The following is a 25,357-nucleotide window of genomic DNA, read 5'->3' as shown; positions in this document are numbered from 1 at the left end:
CATGGCGCGCATCCGACCCGTCAAGCCGGAGACCTGGGTCTCCGAGACGCTCGCAGAGGTGTCCATCCCGGCAATGCTCACCTTCCTCGGCATGACCAACCACGCCGACGACCAGGGCCGCCACCGCGACAACGCGGCGATCGTCTGCGGCCTCATCTGGCCGATGCGCGACGAGATCACCCGCACGGACGTCGAGGACCACCTCCAGCAGCTCGCCTCAGTCGGCGCGATCTGCCGCTACACCGGCTGCGACGGACGGAAGTACTTTCACTACCCGACCTGGCGCAAGCACCAGAAGATCGACAAGCCGAGCCTGTCCCGGCTGCCCGCGTGCCCGCACTGCGAGCCGGAGCGGTGCGGCGTCTGCAAGGGTCCGTGCATCCAGCGGGCGGCCCTCGCTGACACCCCGGAACCCGCACCCTCGGTCGCTCCGAGTGCTCCCCGAGTGTTCGCCGAAACCTCGGCGAACACTCCAGCAGCCCTCGACCAGCCGCACGGGTCCTTCCCGGCGTCTCCGGCGCAGACAGCTCCTGACGCCGCCGAAGCGGTGGACCCGGCGATCGACGCCGATCGCGAGCCGGTTCTCGCCCACCAGAAAACCGCAGGTCAGGTGGCATTCGGCGAAGCCTCTCCGAAGGTTCGCCGAGACCTCCCGGAGCCTTCGGTGCCTGGATCTAGGATCTTGGATCCTGGATCCTCTTTCCCTACGGGGCGCCAGGCGCCCGACGCGGACACCGTCTCGGCCGGCCAGCTGATCGGCGAGTACGTCGCCGCCTGCGCCGAGCGTCCGCCGGGCAGCGTGCTCGGCCACCTCGGCAAGGTCGTCAAGACCCTGCTGGACGAGGGCATCGCCGCCGAACACGTCCGGACCGGGCTGCGGCGGTTCGCAGAGATCCAGGGCCACCCGTCCCGGCTGCCGAGCCTGGTCAACGACGCCATGAACGCACGAGGCGCCGGTTTGGCGCGGCCGGGATTCCGGCCTAACGTGCCCGCTCACCAGGCGTGGACCAACCCGGTCGACGCCGTCGCCGCCTACGCCGAGGAGCTGTGATGCGCACCCACCGCGACCCGCAGACCCTCGCCGACGGCCCCTCGGTGCTCGACCGGATGGCCCGCATCCTCGCCGCCCGCGGCATCGACCAGGCCACGGTCGATGCCCTCCCGGACGAGGCGGAGCCGTACTCGCCGGAGGAGGTCCTGTCCGCCGGGATGCCGCCGCGCTACCGCGACGCGGTCGCCGAGCACCCCGAGGTCCTGGCATGGGTTCGGCAGGTCACCGCCCAGGCCATCCCGCCGAGCCTCGGCGCCCGCCGCCAGGTCGCTACCGGCCCCAGCCTGCTGATGGCCGGGGTCGTCGGCGCGGGCAAGACCCACGAGGCGTACGGCGCCGTCCGCGCCCTCGTCCAGGCCGGCATCGGCGTGCGCTGGCGCGCCACCACCGCCGCCGACCTCTACGCCGAACTCCGCCCCGGAGCCGACACGGATGCCGAGCGAGTGCTTGCGGCCTACAGCCGGGTGCCGCTGCTCATCCTGGACGACCTCGGCGCCGCCAAGTCGACCGAGTTCGTCGAAGAGCAGACCTACCGGCTGATCAACCGCCGCTACAACCACATGCTCCCGACCCTGATCACCACCAACCTGCCGATCAAGGACCTGCGCACCTGCCTCGGTGACCGCGTCACCTCCCGGCTCGCCCAGATGACCACCCGGGTCAGCTTCGAGCCGGTCGACCGCAGACGCCTCCAGCGCGCCGCCTGACCGCCGTCGCGCCCGGCCGCCCCATGGCGAGCCGCCCAACCTTCACCGACCCAGCGCACCTCTCCGCCGACGCCGCCCTGCGCGCGGAGAGCGATCGGAGCTACCCCGCATGACCGCCACCACGACCGGCCCTGTCCGCCACCGCTCGCTCGGTGACCACGCCTGGCAGGACCAGGCCGTCTGCAACCCGACCGAGTACAACCCCGTCGATCCGGAGACCTTCTTCCCAGGGCCGGAGGAAGCCGACAAGATCGCCACCGCCAAGGCGCTGTGCGCCCAGTGCCCCGTCGCCCGCGCCTGCCTGGACGCCGCCCTCGAAGGAGGCGACACCCACGGCATCCGGGGCGGCCTCACCGAGGAGGAACGCGGACCCCTGCACACCAGGCTGGCCCACCGCCTCGACTACAGCCGCGTCAACGCCACCCTCGCCGGACGCGACATCCACATCACCAAGGCCGAGCGCCGCGCCGTCGTCCTCGCCGGATACCGACATGGCGTCACGGTCGAACGCCTCGCCTGGCTCCTCAAGATCACCCCGGAGCACGCGCTCAAGCTCTACCGGGAGACCCGCCGCGCGATCCGCCACCGGCAGATCGCCGAGGGCGCCGCCCGCGCCGCCGCGACCGGCGACACCGCCGACCAGCTGAACCGCGAGGACTTCGGGACGGCCGCATGAGCACCACCACCACCTCAACCACGCCGAACTCCGCGCACGTCACCGGCTGGGACCGGGCCGTCGTCATCGCCCTCGGCGCCGCCGGCTGCGCGCTCAGCTATGACGCACTCCAGCAGATGGCCGTCGCCATCCACGTCCGAGGCTTCCTCACCTACCTGTTCCCGTTCGTGATCGACGGGTTCATCTCCTACGGTGTGCGGGCCCTGCTGGTGCTGCGCGACGCCCCACTGCGGGCCCGGATCTACGTCTGGACGCTGTTCGGTGCGGCCACCGGGGCGAGCCTGTGGGCCAACGCCCTGCACGCGGTGCGCCTGAACGAGCAGAACACCACCATGGGCCTTCGGCTGGGCGACGCGGTGGTCGCGGTGCTGTCCACCATCGCCCCGCTCGCCCTGGCCGGCGCCGTCCACCTCTACATCCTCATCGCCCGCGGACAGGTCAACCTGGCTGACCCGGCGGGCTGCGGTGACCGATCGGCCGACGCTGACCGCGGTCAGGTCGCCGCCGAGGTTGACCGGGCCGAGCGACCGGGCGCGCTGACCAGCGGTCACGACGGCGCCGGTCACCCCGGTGCGGGTCAGCCGGTCAGCCGCCCGGTCACCGCGTCGGAGAAGCGGCCGATACCGACCCCGGTCAGCCCGGTCAGCCTGACCGAGCCCGCTGACCTGGCCGGTCACCCGGACACCGCCCGGTCGGACACTGGCCAACCGGCGGAGAACGGGCCGGTCACTGCCCAGCAGGTCAGCCTCGCCGAGGTCGCCGGTCAGCCGGTCGAGACCTCGGTCGCCGCCCCACAGGTCAGTGACCGGGATGGTGACCGTCGCACTGACCTGGACACCGAGGACCTGCTGAAGATCGCCCGACAGGCGGTCAAGGAGGAGGACAAGCTGACCCGCAAGGTGGTTGCCCAGGCGATCCGGGGTCAGCAGATCCCCCTGTCCAGCGACACCCTGACCCAGCTGATGGCCCAGCTCCGCGACCAGCACGGTCAGCCGGTCACCGCAGACCGGGACTGACCTTCATCCGACCGCCGGGGTGACCGACACGGTCACCCCGGCCGGTTACCCACCCGAGCCACTACTGAACGGGAGCACCCCAGCATGCGCACCACCCCCGCCACCTGGGCCGAGGCGGACTCCTGGCTCGCTGTCCTGCACCTGCGCGGACACCTCCACCGCGTCGAAACCGGCCCGGACGGCACCCGCAGCGTCCAGCGTGGCCGGCACTCCCGCCCCTGGACCCTCCACCACCCCGTCCTCGCCCTCGACTTCGTCGAGGACCTCGTCCGCGAGATCCGCAAGCGCGACACCGAGGCCAGCCGGTGACCACCACCAGGTCGGACGGCACCACCCCCGGACCGGAGCGTGACCGCGATCAGGCTCCTGGCGGAGCAAGTTATGGGGTAAGGAGTCCTTACCCCGCCCCCGCCCCGAAGGGGGCGGCGGCTCCCCGGTCGGCGGCAGGCCCAGGGGTGCCTTCCGCCGACCGGGGAGGCGGCCCAGGGGTGCCGACCACAGGGGAGGAACCGCAACAGCAGCCGAGCGCCGAAGCCGTCCGCACTGTCACCCGTCGCCGCCTTCGCCAGAGCGTGCCGCGCACCAACCGCGTCTGCCCCCGCTTCAGCGACACCGAGTGGGCCCTCCTGAAGCGCGCCGCTGACCGGGCCGAACTCGCCCCTGGCGGCTACACCGCAGCTGCCGTCCTGGCCGCCGCCACCAGCTCCGACCCGAACGCCGCGGTCGCGGACTACCGGCGCGGTATCCAGGAACTCATGGAGTCCAACCGTCAGCTCGGCGCGGCCGGCAACAACCTCAACCAGCTCACCCACTACGTCAACGCTGGCGGCCAGCCCGGCGTCGAGCTTCGACAGCTCCTGGCCCGCGTCCAGGAGTCAATCGACGCTGTCGACGAGGCTGTGGCCTGGATGGTCCGCCGGTGATCCCCAAGATCCGCACCGGCACCGACCGCAGCTTCCCCCTCATCGACTACCTCTTCGGGCCCGGCAAAGCGAACGAGCACACCGACCAGCACCTCGTCGCCTCCTGGAACGGATTCGCCCCCGACCCAGGCCCCAACCCCGAACCGCACGAGGTCGCCAAACTCGCCAACCAGCTCGACCAGCCCGTCAAGGCCCTCGGCGAGCAGGCACCGGCCCGCAAGATCTGGCACTGCTCGGTCCGCGCCGCCCCCGGCGACCGGCACCTCGACGACGCCGAGTGGGCCGCGATCGCCCGGCGCATCGTCCATGCCACCGGCATCGCCCCCGAAGGCGACACCACCGCCTGCCGCTGGGTCGCTGTCCGCCACGCACCCGACCACATCCACATCGCCGCCACCCTGGTCCGCCAGGACGGCCGCCTCGCCAACCTCAGCTTCGACCGCCCCAAGGCCCAGGCCGAGGCCCGCCTCATCGAGAAGGAGTACGGCCTGCGCCAGCTCAACCCCGGCGACGGCACCGCCGCCAGGACCCCCACCAGCCAGGAACACTTCAAGGCCCAGCGCGTCGGCCGCACCGAGACCCCGCGCGAGACCCTGCGCGAGGCCGTCCGCCAGGCCGTCGCCGGAGCCGCCACCGAAGCCGAGTTCTTCATCCGCCTGCGCGAGGCTGGCCTGCGGGTCAAGCTCCGCCACGCCCCCTCCGGCGACGTCCTCGGCTACAACGTCGCCCTGCCCGGCGACCGCAACCGCGACCGGGAGCCCATCTGGTTCGCCGGCAGCACCCTGGCCCCCGACCTCTCCCTCCCTCGGATTCGCCGCCGCCTCGACGACGCCCCCGCCACCAACGCCCCGGAACCGGACAACCGGCCGGCCTGGTCCGACCGCTCCGCTCCCGCGCGCCGACGCCGGGACGCCGCCGGCACCGCCGAGCGCGCCGCCGCCGTCCTCGACCAGGACGACGACGAGGCCGCCGCCCAGCTCATCGGCGCGGGCGAACTCCTCGACGCCCTCGCCCAGACCTCACCAGCCGCCACCCGCGCCGAACTTCGAGAAGCCGCAAGGGCCTTCGAACGCGCCACTCGCAGCCACGTCCGCGCGGAGAACGTCGACATCCGCGCCTTGCGCTCGGCCGCCCGCGGAATCGTCCACGCCGGCAGCGCGCTCGGTCGAGGGGAGGACGGCGGCGCCACCGCCATGGTCCTGTCCACGCTGGTCCTCGTCGCCCTGGCCGCCGCCCGCTGGCACTCCGCCCGGGGCCACGCCCAGCAGGCAGCCGCCTCCCGCCAGGCCGCCGAACACCTGCACGCCGCATACCAGCAGGCCGGCGCCACCCAGATGCGGACGATGCGCGAGATTGGGCGCACCCTGCCCGAGCCCGAGCGCCTCCGCCATGAGGCCACGATCCGTACGGCCCCCCTTGGCAAGACGGACACCCCGGCAGGCCCGGTCCGCGAGTACGATGCTCTGGCCGCCGTGCTCGCCGAGGCAGAGCAGGCCGGCCACGACCCGCAGGCGCTGCTCGCGGAGGCCACCTCCTGGCGGGAACTTGAAACCGCCCGCGACACCACCGACGTCCTCGTCTGGCGCATCCGCCGCATCGCTGACCTGCCCGCTAACCCCCAACGGCCGCGCACCGGAACGACCGCTGGTACCCGAGCCGCGACTGAGCCAGCGCGGACCCGCACCGCTCAGCCGACATCGGCCCGGCTCGCGACCGACCCGCGCGGCTCGGCACCCCGCCGCTGACGGGTGGTCCGGCGGACACACCGCCGTCTGGCGGACCACCTCAAAACCTTCTCGACACCCGGTCCCACCAGGTGTTACGCAAGAACCCGAGCACCGCGAACGGAGAGCCTGTGCCTAGAACCACCGAGCAGACCACCACTCCGGCCCCGATCATCGCTCCGACCTCCGCCGGCACCGACCCGCTCCTGCAGCTGGAATACGAGACCCAGCCTCCGAGCGGCCCGGAGGCCGTCCGCCTTGTGCAGTGCCCCACCGAACTGGCCCTGCGCGGAATCCCGGTGACCTGCTCCAGCTGCCGGGCCCGGCGCGACTGGCTGCTGATCAATCACCGCCGCCACGTCTGGATCCGGTGCCGCTGCGGGGCGGAGTGGCTGGAGCCGGAGATCACCCGCCGGGACTTCGACGCGATGCTCGCCGACAACCCGAGCTGGACGAACTACCGGACCCTCGACGAGGCCCGGATCGCTCTGGGGTTCGACGGGGTCTTCGCCGGGCTGTACCTGCAGTAACGAGCGGTATTGCGGCGGATGCAACATACGGCATTCGCTGCCATCGGCTCTGACCAGCTGATTCGCGAGGGAGCAACCTTGGGGGTTGCTCCCTCAGCTGGTTCCTGGCCAGGTCTGGCTCACCAAATGCAACGATGTTGCGTTCAATGCAACACGGCACGCCAACTTCACGCCGGGGAGTCGATGCCGTCCAACCGCCTTGACTCAGAAGATGGTTGGGCTTCGACGTTCGACGAGGGTGACGTCGCGCCAGATGCCGTGGTGCCGGCCGATGCGCTCGCGGGTGCCGACGACACGGAAGCCGGCGTGGGCGTGGAGGGCGAGGCTGGCGGTGTTCTCGGGGAAGATGCCGGACTGGACGGTCCAGATCCCGGCGGCGTCGGTGGAGGCCAGCAACGCGGTCAGCAGTGCGAGGCCGAGGCCCTGCCCTCGTGATTCGGGGTAGACGGAATGCTCGACCACCCCGGGGTACGCGCACCGGTCGGAGACCGGCACGACGGCGGCCCAGCCCAGCACCCGGTGGCCGTCGAGGGCGACCAGGCGGTGCTCGGCGAGCCGGGTGGCGTCGAAGGCGTCCCAGGTCGGTGCGGTGGTCTCGAAGGTGGCGTCGCCGTCGATGCCGGCCTGGTAGATCGCCAGCACCTGCTCGGCGTGCTCCGCGAGCATCGCGGTGACGGTCACCGACGTGGTGGTCACGCGACCGGCTCGATGCCGAGCTCGGCGAGCAGTCCCCGGATGAGCTGCTCGATCTGGTCGCGGATCGAGCGCACGGCCTCGACGCCCTGGCCGGCCGGGTCCTCCAGCTTCCAGTCCAGGTAGCGTTTGCCGGGGAAGTAGGGGCAGGCGTCGCCGCAGCCCATGGTGATGACGACGTCGGAGGACTGGACCGCCTCGGTGGTGAGCACCTTCGGCGTCTCGGCGGAGATGTCGATGCCGACCTCGGCCAGGGCCTCGACCACGGCCGGGTTCACGGTGTCGGCGGGGGCGGAGCCGGCCGAGCGGACCTCGACCCGTTCGCCGCCGAGGCGGGTGAGGAAGGCGGCGGCCATCTGGGAGCGGCCGGCGTTGTGGACGCAGACGAACAGCACGGACGGGACGGCGGGAGAGCTCAAGGGTTCTTCCTTCGGGCAGGAGCGGCGGGGTGGGGTTCAGCGGCCGGTGGCGGCGGGGTGGTATTCGCCGTGCGGGACCACGACGTCCTCGGCGGCGGCAGCGGCGGTGGGGCGGCCGAAGAGCAGGGCGACCAGGGCGACGCCGACCGCCAGGCCGACGAGCTGGGCGGCGATGAACGGCAGCACCGAGGCGGGTGCGATGCCGGCGAAGGTGTCCGTGAACGCCCGGCCGATCGTCACGGCGGGGTTGGCGAAGCTGGTGCTGGAGGTGAACCAGTACGCGGCGCCGATGTAGGAGGCGACGGCGACCGGGGCGAAGTGCGCGCGGCCGGCGCGGGCCAGGCCGAAGATCAGCAGCACGAGCCCGGCCGTGGCGACGACCTCGCCCAGCCACAGGTGCGGTGCCGAGCGGTCGTGGGTGGACCAGTGCACCAGCGGCTCGGCGAACATCGCGTCCGCCAGCACCGCGCCGCCGATCGCGCCGAGGATCTGCGCGGGCAGGTAGGCGGCAACCTCGCGCAGGGTCGGACCGTCGCCGCCCGGGCGGCCGGTCCACCAGGCGGCCAGGGTGACCACGGGGTTGTAGTGCGCGCCGGAGACCGGGCCGAGCAGGGCGATCAACACGCCCAGGCCGAAGACGGTGGCCAGCGAGTTGGCCAGCAGCTGCACGCCCACGTCCTGGGAGAGCCTGGTGGCCTGGATGCCGGAGCCGACCACGACGGCGACCAGGGCGCCGGTGCCGACGAACTCGACCGCGGCCCGGCGTCCGAGCGGAGCCATCTCGGTCATCTCGCGCCCCCTGCCGGGACGGCAGCGGTGGCGGCCGGGGCCTGGAGCAGGGCGGACAGCCTGGCGAGGGCGGCGGGCAGCACCCAGTAGTAGACCCAGGTCCCGCGCCGCTCGGAGCCGACCAGGCCGGCCTCGCGCAGCACTTTGAGGTGGTGGGAGATGGTCGGCTGGGAGACGTCGAACGGCCCGGTCAGGTCGCAGACGCACGCCTCGCCGCCCTCGTGCGAGGCGATCAAGGACAGCAGTCGCAGCCGCACCGGGTCCGACAGGGCCTTGAACATCTTCGCCAGGTCGGCGGCGGCTTCCTCGCCCAAGGGCTCGCGGACCATCGGCGAGCAGCACGCCACCGCGTCGTCCTGACCGAGCACCGGCAATTCCAGATTCGACATGCGTCTATGTTGACGGCCATCTATTCGAAGAGGCAAGCTCGCTGTATCGACAGATGTCGAAACAAGACCTCGGATCGGGGAGACCGCCATGTCCCGTGTTCAGCTCGCCCTGCGCGTCGCCGACCTCGAAGGCTCCATCGCCTTCTACTCCAGGCTCTTCGGCGCCGAGCCGGCCAAGCGCCGCCCCGGCTACGCGAACTTCGCCATCACCGAGCCGCCGCTCAAGCTCGTCCTCATCGAGGGCGAGACCGGCGGGGACACCCGGCTCGACCACCTCGGCGTCGAGGTCGAGAGCACCGAGCAGGTCACCGCCGCCACCACCCGCCTCAAGGACGCTGGCCTGGCCACGTTCGAGGAGAGCGACACCTCCTGCTGCTACGCGCTGCAGGACAAGGTGTGGGTGCACGGGCCCGGCAAGGAGCCTTGGGAGGTCTACGTCGTGAAGGCCAACGCCGACATCCTCGGCAAGAGCGCCGACAGCGCGCCGGAGGCCTGCTGCGGCACCACCGCCTGCTGCACGCCGGACGAGGAAGCCTTCGACCCGTCCCAGAGCCCGGCCGAGGCGAAGGCCGCCGCCGGCTGCGCGTGCGGCGGCTGACCACGCAACCGGAGGAATGCGACGCCTCAGGAATAAGTGCTCTACGCCGGTATGACAATGCGCGGAATTACAGCTGATGCAACATCGAACACGATGTCCCGTGCTGACCGAGGGTTCTTCGGCGAGATCGGCTGGCGGCTGATCTCGTCGGCCCACTCCTGCCTGGAGTGACGTAACCGATGCAACGTTGTTGCGCTGAATGCAACATGGGCCGGACGGCAGACCTTCCCGGATGCTGTGCACGTGCTGCTGGCGTCGGGACTTGACTGGAGCGGAGCCTTGGCAGGCCGCTCTACAGCTGACTGACTCGGAAGGTAGGAGTGAGGTCGCCTCCATGGCGACGGGCCGCGAACTGGCACGCAGTGCGGCGCTCCGGGAGGTTGCCGCGCCGGTGGCCGTGGTAGCGGTGAACCGATCGCGGGTTCCAACGGTGATGTTCTCGGTGAACGTCTGCTCAGACACCGGAGACGTGGGCGAGTTGGCCGACGGCGGCGGTGATGGCCATCGCGAGGCCGCCGCCGATGACCACGCGCAGGGCGGGACGGAGGACCGCCGTACCCGCGGCGCGGGCGGAGAGGACGCCGGCCAGGGCGAGGCCGCAGAGGGTGACGGCGACGATCAGCCACAGGCGTGTGGTGGTGGATCCGGCGAGCAGGCCGAGGAAGGGCACGAGTCCGCCGCCGAGGAAGCTGGCGGCGGAGGCGAGGGCGGCCTGGAGGGGGTTGGCGGCGGTGTGTTCGCTGTGGCCGAGTTCGTCGCGCAGGTGGGCCTGGAGCGGGTCGGCCTCGTGCAGGGCCTCGGCGACCTGCCGGGCGAGGTCGCGGGGGACGCCCCGGTTCTCGTAGATGGCGGTGAGTTCGGCGAGTTCGGCCTGCGGGGACTCGGCGAGCTCGCGCGCCTCCTTGGCGCGGTCGGCGGTCTCGACGTCGACCTGGGAGCTGACGGAGACGTACTCGCCGGCGGCCATCGCCATCGCACCGGCGGACAGGCCGGCCAGGCCGCCGGTGACGACGGTGGAGGTGCTCGCCCCGCTGGCGGCGAGGCCGACCATGAGGCTGGCGACGGAGACCAGGCCGTCGTTGGCACCGAGGACGGCGGCGCGCAGCCAGCCGGCCCGGCCAACGGCGTGGCTCTCGGGGTGCGGGGTGAAGCGGTCGTGGCGGGTCATCGGGGCGGCTGCTCCTGTCGGCTCGTCGAGATCAGTGTCGCGGGAAGTCGGGCGGCCGTCCCGTCCGGGCGGGCCGTCCGGGCAGGACGTCGGTCACCGGCGGTCGGTGCGCAGGGCGAGGCGCGGGCAGGCGCGGACCGCGCGGCGGGCGTGCGCGCGCAGGCCGCGCGGGACGACGGCGCCGTGTTGGACGGGGTAGCCCCATTCGTCGAGGGTGATGAGTTCGGGGAGGAGTTCGGCGCACTGGCCGTGGCCGGTGCAGGCGATCCGGTCGATGCGCAGGACCTCGCGGTCGGCGGCTGTCATGTCCACTCCTGGGTGCGGGTCGTGGGTGGGACGGGCAGGGTGGTCGGGCGGTGGCAGTGGCCGTGGGTCAGGTGGTGGTCGACGTCGTCGGTGAAGGTGGTGAGGGCGCTGGCGGCCAGGCGGGCGGCGCCGTCGGGGTGGCGGCAGGCGCCGCGTCCGGGCAGGAGGCCGATCCGGTGGCGGAGGCGGTCGAGGCGGTCGGGGGTGGCGTGGCCGTGGGCGAGGCCGGTGAAGTCGTCGGCGACGGCGGGCAGGCCGAAGCGGCAGGGGCCGCACTGCTGGGCTCCGTTGGCGGCCAGGTAGGTGAGGATGCGGGCGGTCTCGGCGAGGGGGCAGGCGTCGTTTGGAAGGGCGGCGATGACGCCGGCTCCGGGCGTCGCATGCGGGGCGAGACCCTCGCGGCTGAACGGCAGCGCGAGGGCGTACGGGAGGCTCAGCCAGGTGCCGGCGAAGCCGCCGATCAGGACGGCCTGGAGCGGCTGGTCGGCGCCGCCGGCCTGCCGGAGGAGCGTGCCGACCGGGGTGCCGGGTTCGGTTTCGAGGACGCCGGGGCGGCGGATGGCTCCGGCCACGGTGACCAGGGTGGTGCCGGGTGAGGCGGCGGTGCCGGCCTGCCGGAACCAGTCGGCGCCGTGGCGGGCGATCAGAGCGAGGTGGGCGAGGGTTTCGACGTTCTGGACGAGGGTGGGCCTTCCACGAACGCCCTTCTCGTGGGTGCGCGGCGGGGAACTGGTGGGGCGGGCGGGGCCGCCGTTGAGCCAGTGGACCAGGGCGGTCGACTCGCTGGTGACGTAGCCGTGCGGCAGCGCCTCCAGCCGGACGACTACGGGGTCGACGCCGACATCTTGGCGTTCCTCGACCGCGGCGGCCAGGGCGTGCAGCAGGGCGGTGCGGGTGCGGGGCACACACAGGTGGATGCGGTCGGCGCCGACGGCCTCGGCGGCCAGGACCGCGCCGTCCAGGACGAGGTGAGGGGCGACGGCGAGGAGGGTCTGGTCCTTGCGGCTGAGCGGCTCGCTCTCCATGCCGTTGACGACGACCACGGCCCGGCGTCGCCCCCCGGCGACGGCGCGCAGCTTGCGCCCGGTGGGGAACCCGGCTCCGCCACGTCCGGTCAGCCCAGCCTCCTCGACGGCTTCGATCAGCGCTCGCCCCGGCCGGGGTGCAGGGCCGTGGTGTCGAAGGTGCTCGGTCAGACCAAGTGGCCTGCCAGCGGCGGACCAGCCGTCCAGCAGCCGCAGGGTGGTGCTCGGCTCGGTGAACGGGCGGGCCGGTGCAGGGTTCATCGGATGCCTCCCAGGGCGCTGACGGAGAGGGCCGCAGCGCGGTGGGACCAGCCCGGCTGCAGTGGCCCGGTGGCCAGGAACGCGGTGGCCAGCAGCGGTACGGCCAGGACCAGGAGACCGGCACTCAGACGCGCCGCGATGTGGCCGGGCCCGGCCCGGTAGAGCCGCCAACCTGCGGCGGCGGCCACCGCCGCCAGGCAGACGGCGTAGAGCCACAGTTGCAGCGGCAGACGGGTGTCGCTGCCTGTGCCGGCCGCGTGGAACAGGCCGATCGGCCAGGCCGCGTACGCCAGCCAGTGCACCGCCTTCCACCGCTCTTGGCCAATGCGCAGGCGCAGTGCGCTGGTGATCGCCACGGCGAGCAGAAGGTCGAAGGCAACGGTGCCCAGGCCCAGCCACAGCGGCCGGTAGGAGGCGCCGAACGGAACGACGGAAACGGCCCAGGAAAGGTGGACGTAGGGGTCGGTGATCGCGGTGGCGATGTGCAGGGCGAGGAAGGCGAGGGTGAGGACGGCCAGGTTGCGGTGGAGCAGGCCGATCTCGAAGCGGCCGATCCGGCGCGGTCGGGCCTTGCCGCCGATCGCGATGCCGAGGGCGACGGTCGCGGTGAGCAGGAGGAGAGCGATGGTGCCGCCGGCGCGGCTGGCGTACCAGAGCGGGCTGGCGGCGAGGGCGGTCGCGGTGGTCATCTCGGGCCTCCTGTCCGGTCGTGGGGCCAGCCGCCGAGGCGGGTGACGGTGCCGTCCAGGTGGACCAGGCGGGCGGGCAGTGCGGTCCGTTCCAGCCAGGCGGTGGCGGCGGTGCCGAGCACGATCGCGGCGGTGGTGGCGGTGTTGGCGTCCACGCAGGTGCCGGCGGCGACGGTGACGGTGCGCCAGTGCGCTTCGGTGGAGTGGCCGGTGGCGGGGTCGACGATGTGGTGGACCACTTGGCCGCCGCGGCGCCACATGCGCACGCTCACGCCCGAGGTCGCCAGGGCACCGGAGGTGACGGCGACGACCGGGCCGGGGCCGGTGGCGGCGTGGTCGTCGGCCAGGCCGATGGCCCAGCCCCCGTGCGGGGCTTGGCCTGCGGTGGCGAGGTCGCCGCCGAGGTTGACCAGCACGCCGCTACCGGTGGCGTCGGCGATCCGGCGGGCGGCGCGGTCGGCGGCCAGGGCCTTGGCGGTCGCGCCCAGGTCCAGGACGGTGCCGTGCGGCACCAGCAGGCGCTGGGTGCCCGGATCCCAGTCGACGGCCTGCCAGCCGGTGGCGGGCCGGGCCGTGGGCAGCGGCGAGGTGTCCTGGGGGCGCAGGGAGGTGAAGGTGCGGTCGTAGCCAAGGGCGATCACGGCGCGGCCCACAGTGGGGTCGACGGCGCCGCCGGTCAGTTCGGCGGCGCGCAGCGCCGCCTCCAGCGCTTCGGCGAACAACTCGCTGACGGTCGTGGCGGTGCCGGCGGTGGCGTTGATCCGGCTGAGTTCGGAGCCGGGACGGAAGCGGCTGCATGCGTGGTCGATGGCGGCGAGTTCGTCCATCAGAATCCGTTCGGCTTCGGTCAGCGTCCGCTGGTCGGTGGTCAGCAGGGTGGCGGTGGTGCCGAGGGCGGGGAAGCTGGTGGCCGCGCCGAGGACGCGGTGGCCGTTCACGACGCACCGGTCCGGGTCTGCGGCATCTGGTGAGTGGGGGCCGGGGCGTGCGCCGGTGGGGAGAGACTCGTGCAGGTCACCGTGGACTGCGGCGTGGCGGCGCTCAGTGCCGGAGTCGTGAGTTCCTCATAGTCGTCGCGGCCCTGCTCCTTGTCGCCGCGCGGCGGCGTGTTGGCCGGGGCGGGAGCGGCGGGTTGCTGGGTGCAGGTCACCTCGGCGGGCAGCGTGCTCCGTGTCGGTGCGGGTGCCGGCGCGGGCGCGCCGGTGACGCCGGGCGCGAGGCTGACGTAGGTCAGGCCGAGAGCGGCGGACCCGGCGGCGGCAGCCGCGACGGTCCAGCGGGTCGCGGTGGAGACCCGCCTCATCCCACGCTCGCGGCGCCCGGGCCCTTCCGGCTCAGGCTGGTTGTGGAGATCGGCCATGGCGGACGCTCCTCGTGGTCCGGCTCGGGTGTTTCCACTGACCACGATGCGTCGGGGCGCTTCTCGGACCTGCTCACAAGCTGTGCAGAACCGGTAAAGATCAAGGTGTTCGGCGGTCGTGCCACCAGGGCAGGTCGAGGACGACGGTCAGGCCGCCACCGGGCGTCTCCTCCAGGGCGATGGTGCCGCCGTTGGCGGTGATGAGCCGGTGCACGATGGCCAGCCCGAGCCCGCTGCCGCGGGCTTTGGGGTTGCCGAAGCGGTGGAAGGCGACCGCGCGTGCCTCGGGGGTCATGCCGGGGCCGTCGTCCATCACCCGTACCCGGACGGCGCCGGCCACGGAGGTGCTGTCGATCGTCACCGTCCCGCCGTCCGGGACGGCATCCAGGGCGTTGGCCAGCAGGTTGTCCAGCACCTGCTCCAGGTCTCCCTTGCCCAGGGCGACCGGACCCGCAGCCCGGGAGTTGCTGGTGAGGTGGATGCCGCGTTCCTGTGCGACCGGCTCCCATGCCGTGATCCGGTCGGCGACGACCTCGTCCACGCGGACCGGCACGGGTCTCGGTACGGTCTGCTCGGCCCGCGCCACCGCGAGCAGCCCGTCCACCAGCCGCGAGAGCCGGGCCACCTCCTCCTGCGCGGAGGCCAGCAGCTCCGGTGCGCTCTCCGGTGCGGCGGTGGCCAGCAGGTCCAGACGCAGCCGCAACGCCGCGAGCGGCGTGCGCAGTTGGTGGGAGACGTCGGCGATGACGGCCTGGTGGCCGTGGATCAGGTTCTCGGTGCGGGCGGCCATGGTGTTGAAGGTCGCGGCCAGGCGGCGCACTTCGGGCGGGCCACTGTCCACGACCGCGCGTTCGCCGAGTCGGCCTTCGCCGAGTTTGTGCGCGGCGGTGTCCAGGGTGGTCAGTGGCCGGTTCACCCAGCGGGCGAGCCGGACCGAGACCAGGGCGGAGGCGGCGATCCCGGCCACGGCGACCAGACCGGTCCAGGCCCAGGTGACCGCGATCCGGGCGTTCAGCGGGGCGGCGGAGCGGGCCAGGACCACCGCGCCGTCCGGCTGCCGGAACGTTCCGACGGGTTCGGCGGCCAGCAGCCGTCCGTCCGTCTCCGGCGGTTCCGGCTCCCGGCCCGTGAGGGTCTCGGCCGCCAGCTCGGGGGCCTGGGCGGCCTGGCACGGTGTCGAGGCCACCAGCCGGCCGTTCATGTCGTACACCGCCGCGCAGTCTCCGGCCTTCGCCGCGGCGGCGAGGTCGGCGTTCATCTCGTCCGCCGGTGCCCGGTCGGACAGGTACTCCTCGGCGGAGGCGGCGATCACCCGGGTGGCGGCCTGGGCCTTGTCCCGGAACGCCAGGTGTTCGCGCTGCGTGATCGACAGGCCCAGGGGTACCGCCGCCGCAGCCACCAGGACGACCGTCAGCGCCAGCAAGGCCAGCACGATCCGGCGGGTCACGGCGGGTCCGTGACCTCGCCGAGCCGGAAGCCCCGCCCGTAGGCGGTCTCGATCAGCCCCGGGACGCCGAGCTTGCGCCGCAGCGCGGCGACGTGGACGTCCACCACCTTCGTCGGCCCGTACCAGTGCGCGTCCCAGGCGCTCTCCAGGATCTCCTGACGGGTCACCACCCGGCCCGGGTCGGCCACGAGGCAGGCCAGGATGTCGAACTCCTTCGGCGTCAGGGGGACGTCTCGGCCGCCGACCGTCACCCGGCGGGTGCGCCGGTCGACCGCGAGCGGGCCGTGGCGCACCGGTTCCTGCTCCGAGGGGCGGGTGCGGCGCAGCACCGCGCGCAGCCGGGCCATCAGCTCGGCCAGGCCGAAGGGCTTGACGAGGTAGTCGTCGGCGCCTTCGTCTAGGGCCAGGACCCGGTCGGCCTCCTCGCCGCGCGCGGTGACCGCGATGATCGCGGCGTCCGACCGCTGCCGGATCCTCCGGCACACCTCGACGCCGTCCATGTCCGGCAGGCCCAGGTCGAGCAGCAGCACATCGGGTACGGGCGCCGCCAGCGCGGCACGGCCGGTGTCGACGCTGTCGGCGGCGTAGCCGGCCTGCCGCAGGCCCCGCACGAGGGAGTCCGCGATCACCGGATCGTCCTCCACCACCAGCACCCGGAAGGCCCCGGTGTCCGTCGCTGTAGTCATTTCGTCCCGCTCCCTGGTTTGGCCAGCCGGTTCGGCGGTCACCGCCATCGTGCCCACACCGGGGGAATGATCGCTTGGGCCGAACAGCCCCGGCTCCACCCACAGCTGTCCAGTGTGCGATCAGAGCCCGCCCAGCCCAGCTGATCGGCCCGATGGCCCCTGGTGGCTGAACCAGCCCGTGGGGTTCGGTGGACTGGAGGATCGGAGGTCCGGCATGACCGAGCTGCACCACGACAAGCAGGCGGCGCGGCGCACGACCCCCGGCACGCACGCCTGGCTGGAACCGGCCCTGCTCGCCCTCACCGGCGCGGCGCTGGCCGCCGGCGGGATCGCCTGGCTCGTCGGCGCCGGAACGCTCGCCGATGCGTGCTGGGCCGCCGGAACCGTGGTGGCGATCATCCCCTCCCTCGCCTGGGTGATCAGCGCTCTGCGCCGGGGCCGGGCCGGGGTCGACCTGATCGCCGTCCTCGCTCTGGCCGGCACCCTCGCCACCGGCGAGTACCTGGCCGGAGCCCTGATCGCACTCATGCTCGCCACCGGCCGGTGGCTGGACGCCGCCGCCGAACGCCGCGCCTCCCACGATCTACGCCACCTGCTCGAACACGCCCCGCGCTCGGCCCGCCGCCGCGCCGGCGACCAGGTCCGCACCGTCCCCCTCTCGGAGGTACGGGTCGGTGACCTCCTGGTGGTCGGGCCCGGCGAGGTCGTCCCCGTCGACGGCCGGATCGAGAGCGGCACCACCGTGCTGGACGAGTCCGTCCTGACCGGGGAGTCGGCGCACATCGAGCGGGCGGCCGGAGAGACGGTCCGCAGCGGCGGCGTCAACGCGGGCAGCGCCTTCGACCTGCGCGCGACAGCCACCGAAGCCGACAGCACCTACGCGGAGATCGTCCGCCTCGCCCAGCAGGCCGGTGCCGAGAGCGCCCCGGTGATCCGGCTCGCCGACCGGTACGCCGCCTGGTTCCTGCCGCTCTCCCTCGCCGTGGCCGGCCTGGCCTGGCTGCTCAGCGGATCGGCGGTGCGGGCGGTGGCCGTGCTGGTCGTCGCCACCCCCTGCCCGCTGCTGCTCGCCGCACCGGTCGCGATTGTCTCCGGCCTGTCCCGCGCCGCCCGCCAAGGCGTCGTCATCCGCGACGGCGCAGCCCTGGAAACTCTCGGCCGCGCCCGCACCCTCGTCCTCGACAAGACCGGCACCCTCACCACCGGCCGCCCCCGCGTCCTCGACATCGTCGCCGCCCCCGGCCACAGCGTGACCGAGGTCCTCACACTGGCCGCCTCCGTCGACCAGTACTCCCCGCACGTCCTCGCCCAGGCCATCACCGACGAAGCCCACGCCCGTGGCCTGACCCTCCTGCCCGCACACGACATCACCGAGGAGCCCGGCCGCGGCGCCACCGGTCACGTCGCCGGCACGGTGGTGAGCGTCGGCAAACACGACGGTGCGCCCCTGTCCGCCTGGGCCCGCGCCGCCGACAACCGCGCCACCCTGGACGGCGCCGCCACCGCCTGGCTGTCCACCGACGACACGCCCACCGGAGCGATCCTGCTGCGCGACCCGCTCCGCCACGACGCACCCCGCACCCTGCGCCGCCTGCGCGAAGCCGGCATCATCCGCCTGCTCATGCTCACCGGCGACCGCACCGAGCCGGCCCGCGAGGTCGCGGCCGTCCTCGGCCTCGACGACGTCCACGCCCAGCAGACCCCCGCTGACAAGGTCGCCGCCGTTCGCGCCGAACGCGAGCATGCCGTCACCGTCATGGTCGGCGACGGCGTCAACGACGCTCCCGCCCTCGCCGCCGCGGACGTCGGCGTCGCCATGGGCGCCCGCGGCTCCAGCGCCTCCTCCGAGGCCGCCGACATCGTGCTCACCACCGACCGCGTCGACCGCCTCGCCGACGCCGCAATCATCGCCGTCCGCGCCCGGCGCATCGCCGTCCAGAGCGCCCTCGGCGGCATGCTGCTCTCCCTCGCCGCCATGGCCGCGGCCGCGTACGGCCTGCTCCCGCCCGCCGCCGGCGCCCTGCTCCAGGAAGCCATCGACGTCGCCGTCATCCTCAACGCCCTGCGCGCCCTGCGCCTCGACCGCACCGCCCTGCCCACCATCGAACCGGCCACCGAACAGCTCATCCGGCACTTCGCCGCCGAACACGACGACCTGCGCGAGGTCATCGAAGCCGTCCGTGAAGCCGCCGACCAGCTCACCGACACCACCGGCCCGCAGGCCCTGCACGCCGTCCGCCACGTCAACCGGCTCCTCACCGAACAGCTCCTGCCGCACGAACTGGCCGAGGAGCACCAGCTCTATCCGGCCCTCGCCCCCGCCCTCGGCGGGCCGGAGGCCACCGCCACCATGAGCCGCGCCCACACCGAGATCCACCGCCTCGCCCGCCGGATCGCCACCCACCTGCAACTCGCCGACACCAACCACGGCCACCTGCGCGACGAACAGCTCGACGACCTGCGGGCCTGCCTCTACGGCCTCCACAGCGTGCTGCGCCTGCACTTCGCCCAGGAGGAGGAGAACTACTTCTCCCTCGCACACTGACCGAACGGAGAAGCCGGGGGCGGTCGAGGTCGACCACCTCCGACTTCTCCGACACCGTCCACCGTCCGGGTGGGCCCCGGCGGGGGCGGGCGTGTAAGCGATCTCGTGTAAGTGCCTCGTAGTTATCGGATGCTGAGCCGGTCCTCGAAGAAGAGCGAGAACTGGTTCAGCGCCTCCTTCCAGTGTGCGGCGACGTGGTTGATGTCGCGGGCCCTGGGACTGATCTGCTCCCGGACGGCGAGGTAGAGCACCTTCAACGCGGCCTGTTCCGAGGGGAAATGACCGCGGTTGCGGGTGGCCTTCCGCAGCCGGGAGTTCATCGACTCGACCATGTTCGTGGAGTACACGACCTTCCTTATCGCGGCTGGGAACGCGAGGTAGGGCGTGAACTCGCCCCAGGCCGCCCTCCAGGTGCGGACCACGGCCGGATAGCGTTCGCCCAGCTCGGAAGCGGCCAGCTCGTCCAGGGCCCGCTCGGCCGCCTGCTCGGTCGGCGCGCCGTAGATCGCCCGCAGCGCCGGCACCAGGGCGGAATGATCCCTGCCCGAGGACAGCCGCAGCGAGGCGCGAATCAGGTGGATCACACAGGTCTGCACCGTCGCCCGCGGCCAGGTGGCCGTCACCGCGTCCGGTAGCCCCTTCAGGCCGTCGCAGCAGACGATGCACACGTCCTCGACACCCCGGTTGCGCAGTTCGGTCAGCACCGTCATCCAGGCGGTGGCGCCCTCGCCCTCGGCACCGACCCACAGGCCCAGGACGTCCTTGCGGCCGTCCATGTCCACCCCGACCGCCACGTAGACGGGCTTCGAACACACCGATCCGGAGCGGATTTTCACCCACAGGGCGTCGATGTAGATGATCGGCCAGACAGCGTCCAGCGGCCGGTTCTGCCAGGCGGCCAGCTCGTCGGTCACGGCATCGGTGACCTTGCTGATCAGGTCGGCGCTGACGTCGACACCGTAGATCTGGGCGAGGTGGGAGCGGATGTCGCGCACCGACATCCCGCGCGCGTACAGCGACAGGATCCGCTCGTTGAAGCCGGCCAGACGCCGCGCGTTCTTCGGGATCAGCCGGGGCTCGAACTCGCCGTTGCGATCCCTGGGCACCGCGACCGTCACCGCCCCGACATCGGTCAGCACGGTCTTCGGCGACGTCCCGTTGCGGCTGTTGCCCGAGCCGCGGCCCGCAGGATCGTGCTTCTCGTAGCCCAGGTGCTCGGTCATCTCCGCGTCCAGGGCCCGCTCCAGCACCGCCCGGGTGACCTGGGTCAGCAGCCCGCCCTCGCCCAGCAGGGCCGCACCCGAGGCGTCGGCACGGTCCATCAACCGCTCGACGACCTCGTCCACCAACCGCTCATCGACCGGCTCGACGACCGGCCCTTCCTTCTCGCTCATGTCCTGTCCGTTCCGGCCGGCCCGAGCCCTCAGCCGGGCCCAGACCAGCCTCCCAGATCACGGACTTACACGAACTTTCTGACACGCTCGCGGGGGCTCACCCGGAACCGGGGCGGTCACCGCCTGGTCAGCCCAGGCCCTTGCGGGCGGTCTGGAATGCCTGGGCGTGGCCGGCCTCGTCGGTGGCGTTGTGCTGGAAGAGGGTGGCCGCGGCGGTGTCGCCGGCGGCCTTGGCCTGCTGGGCGAACGTCGGGTACATGGTCTGGGACTCGTAGGTCTCGCCGGCGATGGCCGTGGCCAGGTTCTGGCTCGTGGTGCCGACCGTTCCGGCCAGCGCCGCCTCGCCGGAGAAGTGCTCCTGCAGCTCCACGTCGGAGACGGCGGTGAACAGGCGCGCCAGGGCGGGGTTGCCGCTCTGCTGGGCGTGCTGGGCGTAGAGGGTGTACTTGGCGTGTGCCAGGGCCTCACCGTGCATGGCGGTGTCGAGGTTGGCCTTGGTCTGCGCCGAGGTCACCTTGGGCTGCCCGGCCGGTACCGTCACGGGGTTGACGGCCGGTGGTGCCGGGACGGCGCCCTTGCCAGTGCGCAGCGCGGTGAGGGCGGCCTGGTACGCGGCCTGGTGGGCCGCCTCGTCCTTGGCGATCTCGGTGAAGAGGTCGGCGGCGGCGGTGTCGCCGGCGGCCTTGGCCTGGCGGGCGAACGTCGGGTACATGGTGGTGGACTCGTACCCCTCGCCGGTGATGGCGTCGGTGAGGTTGGCCTCATTGCTGCCCACGAGGCCGCTCAGTGCGGCTTCCTGGGTGAAGTGCTCACCCAGCTCCACATCGGCGGTCTTCCGGAAGAGGTCGGCCACCGCTGGCCGGCCCTCGCGCTGGGCCTGGGCCGCGAAGAGAGTGTAGGAGGCGTTGGCGAACGCCTCGCCCTTCATGGACTGCGTGAGGTTGGTCTGCGTCTGTTGCTGCAGAGTCGGGATCGCGGTCCTGGCAGCCGGGCCGTCGACAGCTGGTGCGGCGGACGCGGCGCACATTGCGACGCTCGCGGCCAACGCACCGGTGAGCAGAGCGCGTATCGGGTAGGCGGTCATCTCAACCTCCTTGGCGGACGCATTCGTCGGGCACCCTCGCCCATCACAGCAAGACGCCCCGGATACGGCCATCCGGCCGCATCCATTCAGGTGAATACGCGGACGCAGTAGGTGGAATACGACACCCCGGAATAAGTACTCTCCGCCGGTATAGTTCCAGCAACAGAAAGGACCGCCACCGGTGTCGGTGGCGGTCCTTCTCGTTCGGTCAGCGGTCTGGCGGAGTGGCTGGTAAGGGGAGTCGGCCGGAGGCGGTGAGTCGGTGGAGGCTGAGCTTGACGGCTGCGGGACGGAGGCCAACGTCGGCGGCCAGTGCAGCGGGTTCGGGCATGGAGGAGTGCTGCAGCCGTTCGAGGATGGCTCGGTCGGTCCGCTCCTCGGCTGCCTTCACGGTGCGGTAGGCGCCGAGAGCGCCGCCCCCGACGGCCAACAGGCCCACGGCGCACAACGCGTTGGCGTCGTTCAGGCGGCGGAGATCGCGGTAGCCGCCCCGAGCGCTGCGGTGGTGACCCAGGCGATCAGCACGCCGGTGCGAAGGATCGGGTGGTCAGGCATCGGAAGGCAGTCCTTCCTGCGGCTGTCCGGGCCGCTGGTGGTGCAATTTGGCGCCGCGGAAGTCGCAGCCGCGGCAGGCATCTTCGCCTTCGATGTGCCCTTCGTACCAGCCGTGGACGGCGGCGCGCAGGACCGCCTGCTCGACGGTGGCCTCGCCGGTGCGTACGGAGTTGACGGCGTTGGCGACGATCAGCTGGAGCGCGGCGGAGTCCGGGGCGGGGAACGGCGGCGAGGGCCTGGGGGAGTTGGTCGCGGCAGCGGGGCCCTGTCTGGTCAGTCGGCGGATGTGCCGTCGGCCGGCGGGTTGGTGCGCAGGTCGCTGCGGTAGCCCTGGCCGAGGGGCTTCCAGTTGCGGAGGGTTGCGGGCTTCCAGCGCGGGCGGTCCGGGATGCTCTCGTCGTCGGGGGCGGGCAGGGCACCCCGGCTCTTGCGGCTGCGGGCGGCGCCGACGCTGATGCCCAGGTGCGCGGCGACCTCGGCGTAGCCCCAGAGCTGCTGGTCGTCGGCCATGTGCTGTCCTTCCTCGGTCCTTCGACGACGAGCGTACGCGGCGCCGGGTGGGTGGGCGTACGGCAAGGCCGCCCCTGCCGGGAGCGGCGTGGGGCGGCCTTCTGCGGTGGTGGTCAGGATTCGGCGAGCTGGTTGGCGAGTTCGAGCGCGGCGATGGCCACACGGAGGGAGGAACACAGGCCGGTGACCTCGTGGAGGGTGGGGCGGACAAGCCGAGGCCAGTCGTCGCCTGCGCCGGGCCAGCTGGCGAGGAGGACGTCGGTGGTTGCGAGGCCGAGGCGGGCGGTGACGTCCCAGCCGGAGCCGGTGGCGTTCTCCCACCGCAGGAGGATGCGGCCGAAGGGGATTCTGGGGGCGGTGTTCGGGACCCAGAGGACCGTGATCGGGCGCTCGGGTGTGGCGGGCGCGGTGTGGACGAGCGCTCCGCTGGCCCAGGCCGGCATCGGCCGTAGGGCGATCCGGTCGAGCGGGCGGGCCGGGTCGGGGCGGTAGCGGGTCGGGATGGGTGGCTCCTTCGGTTCAGGTCCAGGCGAGTTCGTCGCTGACGGCGGGCGGCAGGTAGCCCTCCTGGCCGTCCTCGGCGAGGTAGGCGTGGCCGTCGTGGACGACGACGTTCGTGGCGAGCAGATGGGCGAACGGCCAGTCGGGGTTCACGGCGAGGCGGACCCGGAGGCTCGGGTCGAGGTTCTGGAGCTGGGTGAGCAGATGGCCGACGGTCAGGTACTGGGGCATCGCGGAGCCTCCTGGGGGTTGTGAACGGTGGGCGGTTGAGGGCGGGACGGTCAGGGGAGGCCGAGCAGGGTGTGACCCGCTCGGCTTCGGCGGGGCAGGACGAAAACGAGCTCGTCGGCTGGCCACGGGTCGCAGCTCTCCCAGGGGTAGCCCGTGGTGAGGACGACGGTGCCGTGGGGGCCCTGGACGTCGGGCAGGCCGCAGACGCCGCAGCCGCAATCCGGGTTGTAGGGCGCGGGGTTGGTCGGGTAGGGGCCGGAGGCAAAGTAGTCGGTGGTGCGCAGGCGGCCGGGGGCTGCGGGTTGGAAGCTGGAGACGATCAGGTCGCCGGAGCGGACCTCGTCGGCGCGGACGGTCCGAAGGGCGGGGCTGGTGAGGATGCGGCGGGAAGCGCGGTGTTCGGTGGTGGCGGTGACGATGACCGGGCGGAAGTCGACGCGATGGGCGTTCGTGGCGGTGTCCCTCTTGGTGGACGGGCGCCCCGGGTCGGACCGGGGCAGCTGGCGGTGGTTCAGTCGGCGAGGCGGTACGAGCGCAGGGGCAGGGATTCGCCTTCGGTGTCGAGGATCACCAGGCCGTCGTCGGCCAGACGGTCGAGGGACCTGGCGACGGCGCGGTCGCGCAGGCTGAGAGCGGTGCCGATCTGGCGAACGCGTGCGCCATTGGGCGACTTGGCGAGCTGGGCGACGATGCGGGCGTCCCGGCGCAGGCCGCTCTCGTGGACGTCGTCGAAGGCCAGCAGCAGGCCGCTGGCGCTGAGGGCGAGGCCGAGGACGAACGCGGCGGACTCCGGCGGGACGGAGAAGGCGTTGGCCAGGCCGAGCGCGGCGATGGCCGGGCCGGGGATACGGGTGAGGTCGATGGTGATCGTCAGTGCGGTCTCCTTTGTCGAAGTCGGTTGTGGCGATGGGTGGTTAGGAGCGCTGGCGCGGAATGGGCGGGGCTTCGCCACCGTGGGACTCGATCAGGTCCCGCACCAGGGCGACGGGGACGTGCAGGTGGATGCCTTCGGTGGGGGCATCCTCGTCCGAGCCGGGTTCGAGGTAGTCGCGCCAGTCGGCCCAGGGTTCGGGGCGCCGGGTGGGGAAGCCGACCTCCAGTGTTCGGGCGGGCAGCAGGACCACCTCGGTGGGGTCGGGGGCCAGCACCGAGAGGCAGAAGCCGTCGGCACACGCGATGTGCGTGTCCCGTACGGCGAGGCCGAGGGCGTTGCGCGGTGTGCCGTTGGTGATCGCGTGATCGAGTCGGGGGGTGGTCAACTGGTCATCCAGGTAGGGGTGTCGGGGTCAGTGGGTGGGGTTGGCGATGAGCGCGGCGAGGAATCCGGCGACCGCCTCGGAGGGGGTGTGGATGCCGAACTCCTGGGTCCACGCCTCGGCGTCGGCGGGCTGGACCCGGACGCGCCAGACGATGCCGCGCTGCCAGGCGCCGGGGTCCTCGGGCAGCCAGCCGACGTAGACGCGCCCGTCCGGGCTGGTGCAGTGCACGTTGGCCTCGGGGGTGTCGACCATCGGCCAGCCGAGGGCGTCGAGCAGGGCGAGGACCGGCTCCGCGCTGTGGTCGGACGCGAGCCAGGTGCGCTCCTCGGCGGCGGGGCGGATGGGGGCGGGCAGAAGGCTGCTGGGCGTGTTCATTCAGTCGGTCCCTTCGTTGACCTGCGGTTTTCCCGACACGAGAACTTTGACATGCTTCATGCCGAAGTACGTAGTCGTTTCCAGTGGCCGACGGTCTGCCGTGGGCAAACTGGGCGGGGAATGGATCGGTCCGCCCAGGTGCTCAACCAGGGTTACGGCGTGGGGCCGTGCAAAAGCTGAAGGGGGACGAAGGGTTTGGTACCGAGCAGAGGCCGGGACATGGCGGCGCTGGATCGCAAGGTCAGGGCGGCGGGGCGGCCGTGGACGATGGGCGACGTCGTGATGATCGCCGAGGGCCAGTGGGCCGTCGCCACGACGAGCCGTGCCGAGCGGGAGCAGATCGAGGCGGCGGAGGCGCGGCTGGTGGACGGTCAGCGGGTGGAGCTGACCGTCGAGGAGCTGGCCCGTGTGGTGGGCGCCGGGGATCCGGGCGCCCACCACGACCA

31 protein-coding genes are annotated in these 25,357 nt (G+C 72.6%); 11 read left to right on the top strand and 20 right to left on the bottom strand.

Annotated features, from left to right (window positions below):
* Position 1 precedes the first annotated feature (1 nt).
* The 8 genes from ACFV1W_RS13495 (at position 2) to ACFV1W_RS13460 (ending at position 6,627) form a co-directional block, all read left to right on the top strand.
* On the top strand, positions 2 to 1,051 hold the full coding sequence (locus tag ACFV1W_RS13495; protein ID WP_380415993.1) for a hypothetical protein: 1,050 nt from the start codon (positions 2 to 4) through the stop codon (positions 1,049 to 1,051).
* On the top strand, positions 1,051 to 1,758 hold the full coding sequence (locus ACFV1W_RS13490) for an ATP-binding protein (protein ID WP_380415991.1): 708 nt from the start codon (positions 1,051 to 1,053) through the stop codon (positions 1,756 to 1,758). Before ACFV1W_RS13495 ends, ACFV1W_RS13490 begins: the two co-directional genes overlap by 1 nt.
* 109 nt (positions 1,759 to 1,867) lie before the next feature.
* Positions 1,868 to 2,434, top strand: coding sequence for a WhiB family transcriptional regulator (locus ACFV1W_RS13485; RefSeq protein ID WP_380415989.1), 567 nt, complete (start codon positions 1,868 to 1,870; stop codon positions 2,432 to 2,434).
* Positions 2,431 to 3,450, top strand: a complete 1,020-nt coding sequence (locus ACFV1W_RS13480) for a DUF2637 domain-containing protein (RefSeq protein WP_380415987.1) — start codon at positions 2,431 to 2,433, stop codon at positions 3,448 to 3,450. Before ACFV1W_RS13485 ends, ACFV1W_RS13480 begins: the two co-directional genes overlap by 4 nt.
* Positions 3,451 to 3,534: 84 nt before the next feature.
* Positions 3,535 to 3,759: a hypothetical protein gene (locus ACFV1W_RS13475; protein ID WP_380415986.1), complete on the top strand. Its 225-nt coding sequence runs from the start codon at positions 3,535 to 3,537 to the stop codon at positions 3,757 to 3,759.
* Between the two features lie 179 nt (positions 3,760 to 3,938).
* Entirely contained in the window at positions 3,939 to 4,373 is a 435-nt protein-coding gene (locus ACFV1W_RS13470) for a MobC family plasmid mobilization relaxosome protein (protein ID WP_380415984.1), read from the top strand.
* Positions 4,370 to 6,118 carry a mobilization protein gene (locus tag ACFV1W_RS13465; RefSeq protein ID WP_380415982.1) on the top strand — a complete coding sequence of 583 codons (1,749 nt, stop codon included), beginning with the start codon at positions 4,370 to 4,372 and terminating at the stop codon, positions 6,116 to 6,118. The genes ACFV1W_RS13470 and ACFV1W_RS13465 overlap by 4 nt, the downstream gene beginning before the upstream one ends.
* Before the next feature lie 110 nt (positions 6,119 to 6,228).
* Positions 6,229 to 6,627 carry a hypothetical protein gene (locus ACFV1W_RS13460; protein WP_380415981.1) on the top strand — a complete coding sequence of 133 codons (399 nt, stop codon included), beginning with the start codon at positions 6,229 to 6,231 and terminating at the stop codon, positions 6,625 to 6,627.
* A gap of 204 nt (positions 6,628 to 6,831) precedes the next feature.
* Here ACFV1W_RS13460 and ACFV1W_RS13455 read toward each other — a convergent pair whose 3' ends face one another.
* The 4 genes from ACFV1W_RS13455 to ACFV1W_RS13440 are packed head-to-tail and all read right to left on the bottom strand — an operon-like array spanning position 6,832 to position 8,917.
* Positions 6,832 to 7,293 carry a GNAT family N-acetyltransferase gene (locus tag ACFV1W_RS13455; RefSeq protein ID WP_380416094.1) on the bottom strand — a complete coding sequence of 154 codons (462 nt, stop codon included), beginning with the start codon at positions 7,291 to 7,293 and terminating at the stop codon, positions 6,832 to 6,834.
* 26 nt (positions 7,294 to 7,319) lie between these two features.
* Positions 7,320 to 7,739 carry an arsenate reductase ArsC gene (locus ACFV1W_RS13450; protein WP_380415979.1) on the bottom strand — a complete coding sequence of 140 codons (420 nt, stop codon included), beginning with the start codon at positions 7,737 to 7,739 and terminating at the stop codon, positions 7,320 to 7,322.
* A gap of 36 nt (positions 7,740 to 7,775) precedes the next feature.
* Positions 7,776 to 8,528 (bottom strand): aquaporin, encoded by a 753-nt coding sequence (locus ACFV1W_RS13445; RefSeq protein WP_380415977.1) that lies wholly within the window; start codon positions 8,526 to 8,528, stop codon positions 7,776 to 7,778.
* Complete coding sequence (locus tag ACFV1W_RS13440) at positions 8,525 to 8,917, bottom strand: ArsR/SmtB family transcription factor (RefSeq protein WP_380415975.1); 393 nt, start codon at positions 8,915 to 8,917, stop codon at positions 8,525 to 8,527. Before ACFV1W_RS13440 ends, ACFV1W_RS13445 begins: the two co-directional genes overlap by 4 nt.
* Before the next feature lie 88 nt (positions 8,918 to 9,005).
* On the opposite strand from ACFV1W_RS13440, the gene ACFV1W_RS13435 reads away from it, so the two are divergent.
* The gene (locus tag ACFV1W_RS13435; protein ID WP_380415973.1) at positions 9,006 to 9,515 is read left to right on the top strand and encodes an ArsI/CadI family heavy metal resistance metalloenzyme; all 510 of its coding nucleotides are present in this window, start codon (positions 9,006 to 9,008) and stop codon (positions 9,513 to 9,515) included.
* 454 nt (positions 9,516 to 9,969) lie between these two features.
* Here ACFV1W_RS13435 and ACFV1W_RS13430 read toward each other — a convergent pair whose 3' ends face one another.
* The 8 genes from ACFV1W_RS13430 to ACFV1W_RS13395 form a co-directional block, all read right to left on the bottom strand.
* Positions 9,970 to 10,683, bottom strand: a complete 714-nt coding sequence (locus tag ACFV1W_RS13430) for a VIT family protein (RefSeq protein ID WP_380415971.1) — start codon at positions 10,681 to 10,683, stop codon at positions 9,970 to 9,972.
* A 93-nt stretch (positions 10,684 to 10,776) separates the two neighbouring features.
* Complete coding sequence (locus ACFV1W_RS13425) at positions 10,777 to 10,989, bottom strand: ferredoxin (RefSeq protein WP_380415969.1); 213 nt, start codon at positions 10,987 to 10,989, stop codon at positions 10,777 to 10,779.
* Positions 10,986 to 12,275: an NADH-ubiquinone oxidoreductase-F iron-sulfur binding region domain-containing protein gene (locus tag ACFV1W_RS13420; protein WP_380415968.1), complete on the bottom strand. Its 1,290-nt coding sequence runs from the start codon at positions 12,273 to 12,275 to the stop codon at positions 10,986 to 10,988. The genes ACFV1W_RS13425 and ACFV1W_RS13420 overlap by 4 nt, the downstream gene beginning before the upstream one ends.
* The gene (locus tag ACFV1W_RS13415) at positions 12,272 to 12,964 is read right to left on the bottom strand and encodes a ferric reductase-like transmembrane domain-containing protein (protein ID WP_380415966.1); all 693 of its coding nucleotides are present in this window, start codon (positions 12,962 to 12,964) and stop codon (positions 12,272 to 12,274) included. The genes ACFV1W_RS13420 and ACFV1W_RS13415 overlap by 4 nt, the downstream gene beginning before the upstream one ends.
* Complete coding sequence (locus tag ACFV1W_RS13410; protein ID WP_380415964.1) at positions 12,961 to 13,902, bottom strand: FAD:protein FMN transferase; 942 nt, start codon at positions 13,900 to 13,902, stop codon at positions 12,961 to 12,963. Before ACFV1W_RS13410 ends, ACFV1W_RS13415 begins: the two co-directional genes overlap by 4 nt.
* Positions 13,899 to 14,324, bottom strand: coding sequence for a hypothetical protein (locus ACFV1W_RS13405; protein WP_380415962.1), 426 nt, complete (start codon positions 14,322 to 14,324; stop codon positions 13,899 to 13,901). Before ACFV1W_RS13405 ends, ACFV1W_RS13410 begins: the two co-directional genes overlap by 4 nt.
* Before the next feature lie 100 nt (positions 14,325 to 14,424).
* Entirely contained in the window at positions 14,425 to 15,771 is a 1,347-nt protein-coding gene (locus ACFV1W_RS13400; protein ID WP_380415960.1) for an ATP-binding protein, read from the bottom strand.
* Positions 15,768 to 16,457 (bottom strand): response regulator transcription factor, encoded by a 690-nt coding sequence (locus tag ACFV1W_RS13395; RefSeq protein ID WP_380415958.1) that lies wholly within the window; start codon positions 16,455 to 16,457, stop codon positions 15,768 to 15,770. Before ACFV1W_RS13395 ends, ACFV1W_RS13400 begins: the two co-directional genes overlap by 4 nt.
* Positions 16,458 to 16,671: 214 nt before the next feature.
* Here ACFV1W_RS13395 and ACFV1W_RS13390 point away from each other — a divergent pair, with 214 nt between their 5' ends.
* Positions 16,672 to 19,002 (top strand): heavy metal translocating P-type ATPase, encoded by a 2,331-nt coding sequence (locus ACFV1W_RS13390; protein ID WP_380415956.1) that lies wholly within the window; start codon positions 16,672 to 16,674, stop codon positions 19,000 to 19,002.
* A gap of 122 nt (positions 19,003 to 19,124) precedes the next feature.
* Here the strand turns inward: ACFV1W_RS13390 and ACFV1W_RS13385 are convergent, their stop codons facing one another.
* From ACFV1W_RS13385 to ACFV1W_RS13350, 8 genes are all read right to left on the bottom strand, one after another.
* The gene (locus ACFV1W_RS13385; RefSeq protein WP_380415954.1) at positions 19,125 to 20,396 is read right to left on the bottom strand and encodes an IS256 family transposase; all 1,272 of its coding nucleotides are present in this window, start codon (positions 20,394 to 20,396) and stop codon (positions 19,125 to 19,127) included.
* A gap of 127 nt (positions 20,397 to 20,523) precedes the next feature.
* Positions 20,524 to 21,480 carry a ferritin family protein gene (locus ACFV1W_RS13380; protein WP_380415952.1) on the bottom strand — a complete coding sequence of 319 codons (957 nt, stop codon included), beginning with the start codon at positions 21,478 to 21,480 and terminating at the stop codon, positions 20,524 to 20,526.
* 828 nt (positions 21,481 to 22,308) lie between these two features.
* A complete protein-coding gene (locus tag ACFV1W_RS13375) occupies positions 22,309 to 22,545 on the bottom strand; it encodes a MarR family transcriptional regulator (RefSeq protein ID WP_380415950.1) in 237 nt (78 codons plus the stop codon).
* A gap of 113 nt (positions 22,546 to 22,658) precedes the next feature.
* A complete protein-coding gene (locus tag ACFV1W_RS13370; RefSeq protein WP_380415949.1) occupies positions 22,659 to 22,988 on the bottom strand; it encodes an esterase in 330 nt (109 codons plus the stop codon).
* 76 nt (positions 22,989 to 23,064) lie between these two features.
* Positions 23,065 to 23,277, bottom strand: coding sequence for a hypothetical protein (locus tag ACFV1W_RS13365; protein ID WP_380415947.1), 213 nt, complete (start codon positions 23,275 to 23,277; stop codon positions 23,065 to 23,067).
* A gap of 511 nt (positions 23,278 to 23,788) precedes the next feature.
* Positions 23,789 to 24,229 (bottom strand): hypothetical protein, encoded by a 441-nt coding sequence (locus tag ACFV1W_RS13360; protein WP_380415945.1) that lies wholly within the window; start codon positions 24,227 to 24,229, stop codon positions 23,789 to 23,791.
* The gene (locus ACFV1W_RS13355) at positions 24,192 to 24,536 is read right to left on the bottom strand and encodes a hypothetical protein (RefSeq protein WP_380415943.1); all 345 of its coding nucleotides are present in this window, start codon (positions 24,534 to 24,536) and stop codon (positions 24,192 to 24,194) included. The genes ACFV1W_RS13360 and ACFV1W_RS13355 overlap by 38 nt, the downstream gene beginning before the upstream one ends.
* 27 nt (positions 24,537 to 24,563) lie before the next feature.
* The gene (locus ACFV1W_RS13350; RefSeq protein ID WP_380415941.1) at positions 24,564 to 24,911 is read right to left on the bottom strand and encodes a DUF317 domain-containing protein; all 348 of its coding nucleotides are present in this window, start codon (positions 24,909 to 24,911) and stop codon (positions 24,564 to 24,566) included.
* 219 nt (positions 24,912 to 25,130) lie between these two features.
* Here ACFV1W_RS13350 and ACFV1W_RS13345 point away from each other — a divergent pair.
* Positions 25,131 to 25,357: hypothetical protein (locus ACFV1W_RS13345; RefSeq protein WP_380415939.1), on the top strand; the 227-nt coding region annotated here is incomplete at its 3' end.

The sequence above is a fragment of the Kitasatospora sp. NPDC059648 genome (assembly GCF_042734825.1).
Lineage (GTDB): Bacteria > Actinomycetota > Actinomycetes > Streptomycetales > Streptomycetaceae > Kitasatospora.
The sequence above is the reverse complement of the archived record's forward strand: the minus strand, read 5'-3'. Positions and strand labels throughout refer to the sequence as shown.

Excerpts from the sequence above, each read along its gene's own strand:
- ACFV1W_RS13490 (WP_380415991.1), top strand. The coding sequence starts at position 1,051 with ATGCGCACCCACCGCGACCCGCAGACCCTCGCCGACGGCCCCTCGGTG.
- ACFV1W_RS13455 (WP_380416094.1), bottom strand. The coding sequence starts at position 7,293 with ATGCTCGCGGAGCACGCCGAGCAGGTGCTGGCGATCTACCAGGCCGGC.
- ACFV1W_RS13375 (WP_380415950.1), bottom strand. The coding sequence starts at position 22,545 with ATGGCCGACGACCAGCAGCTCTGGGGCTACGCCGAGGTCGCCGCGCAC.
- ACFV1W_RS13430 (WP_380415971.1), bottom strand. The coding sequence starts at position 10,683 with ATGACCCGCCACGACCGCTTCACCCCGCACCCCGAGAGCCACGCCGTT.
- ACFV1W_RS13495 (WP_380415993.1), top strand. The coding sequence starts at position 2 with ATGGCGCGCATCCGACCCGTCAAGCCGGAGACCTGGGTCTCCGAGACG.
- ACFV1W_RS13480 (WP_380415987.1), top strand. The coding sequence starts at position 2,431 with ATGAGCACCACCACCACCTCAACCACGCCGAACTCCGCGCACGTCACC.
- ACFV1W_RS13440 (WP_380415975.1), bottom strand. The coding sequence starts at position 8,917 with ATGTCGAATCTGGAATTGCCGGTGCTCGGTCAGGACGACGCGGTGGCG.
- ACFV1W_RS13405 (WP_380415962.1), bottom strand. The coding sequence starts at position 14,324 with ATGGCCGATCTCCACAACCAGCCTGAGCCGGAAGGGCCCGGGCGCCGC.
- ACFV1W_RS13380 (WP_380415952.1), bottom strand. The coding sequence starts at position 21,480 with ATGACCGCCTACCCGATACGCGCTCTGCTCACCGGTGCGTTGGCCGCG.
- ACFV1W_RS13385 (WP_380415954.1), bottom strand. The coding sequence starts at position 20,396 with ATGAGCGAGAAGGAAGGGCCGGTCGTCGAGCCGGTCGATGAGCGGTTG.
- ACFV1W_RS13415 (WP_380415966.1), bottom strand. The coding sequence starts at position 12,964 with ATGACCACCGCGACCGCCCTCGCCGCCAGCCCGCTCTGGTACGCCAGC.
- ACFV1W_RS13475 (WP_380415986.1), top strand. The coding sequence starts at position 3,535 with ATGCGCACCACCCCCGCCACCTGGGCCGAGGCGGACTCCTGGCTCGCT.
- ACFV1W_RS13445 (WP_380415977.1), bottom strand. The coding sequence starts at position 8,528 with ATGACCGAGATGGCTCCGCTCGGACGCCGGGCCGCGGTCGAGTTCGTC.
- ACFV1W_RS13425 (WP_380415969.1), bottom strand. The coding sequence starts at position 10,989 with ATGACAGCCGCCGACCGCGAGGTCCTGCGCATCGACCGGATCGCCTGC.
- ACFV1W_RS13435 (WP_380415973.1), top strand. The coding sequence starts at position 9,006 with ATGTCCCGTGTTCAGCTCGCCCTGCGCGTCGCCGACCTCGAAGGCTCC.
- ACFV1W_RS13485 (WP_380415989.1), top strand. The coding sequence starts at position 1,868 with ATGACCGCCACCACGACCGGCCCTGTCCGCCACCGCTCGCTCGGTGAC.
- ACFV1W_RS13350 (WP_380415941.1), bottom strand. The coding sequence starts at position 24,911 with ATGAACACGCCCAGCAGCCTTCTGCCCGCCCCCATCCGCCCCGCCGCC.
- ACFV1W_RS13390 (WP_380415956.1), top strand. The coding sequence starts at position 16,672 with ATGACCGAGCTGCACCACGACAAGCAGGCGGCGCGGCGCACGACCCCC.
- ACFV1W_RS13420 (WP_380415968.1), bottom strand. The coding sequence starts at position 12,275 with ATGAACCCTGCACCGGCCCGCCCGTTCACCGAGCCGAGCACCACCCTG.
- ACFV1W_RS13370 (WP_380415949.1), bottom strand. The coding sequence starts at position 22,988 with ATGCCGGCCTGGGCCAGCGGAGCGCTCGTCCACACCGCGCCCGCCACA.
- ACFV1W_RS13395 (WP_380415958.1), bottom strand. The coding sequence starts at position 16,457 with ATGACTACAGCGACGGACACCGGGGCCTTCCGGGTGCTGGTGGTGGAG.
- ACFV1W_RS13365 (WP_380415947.1), bottom strand. The coding sequence starts at position 23,277 with ATGCCCCAGTACCTGACCGTCGGCCATCTGCTCACCCAGCTCCAGAAC.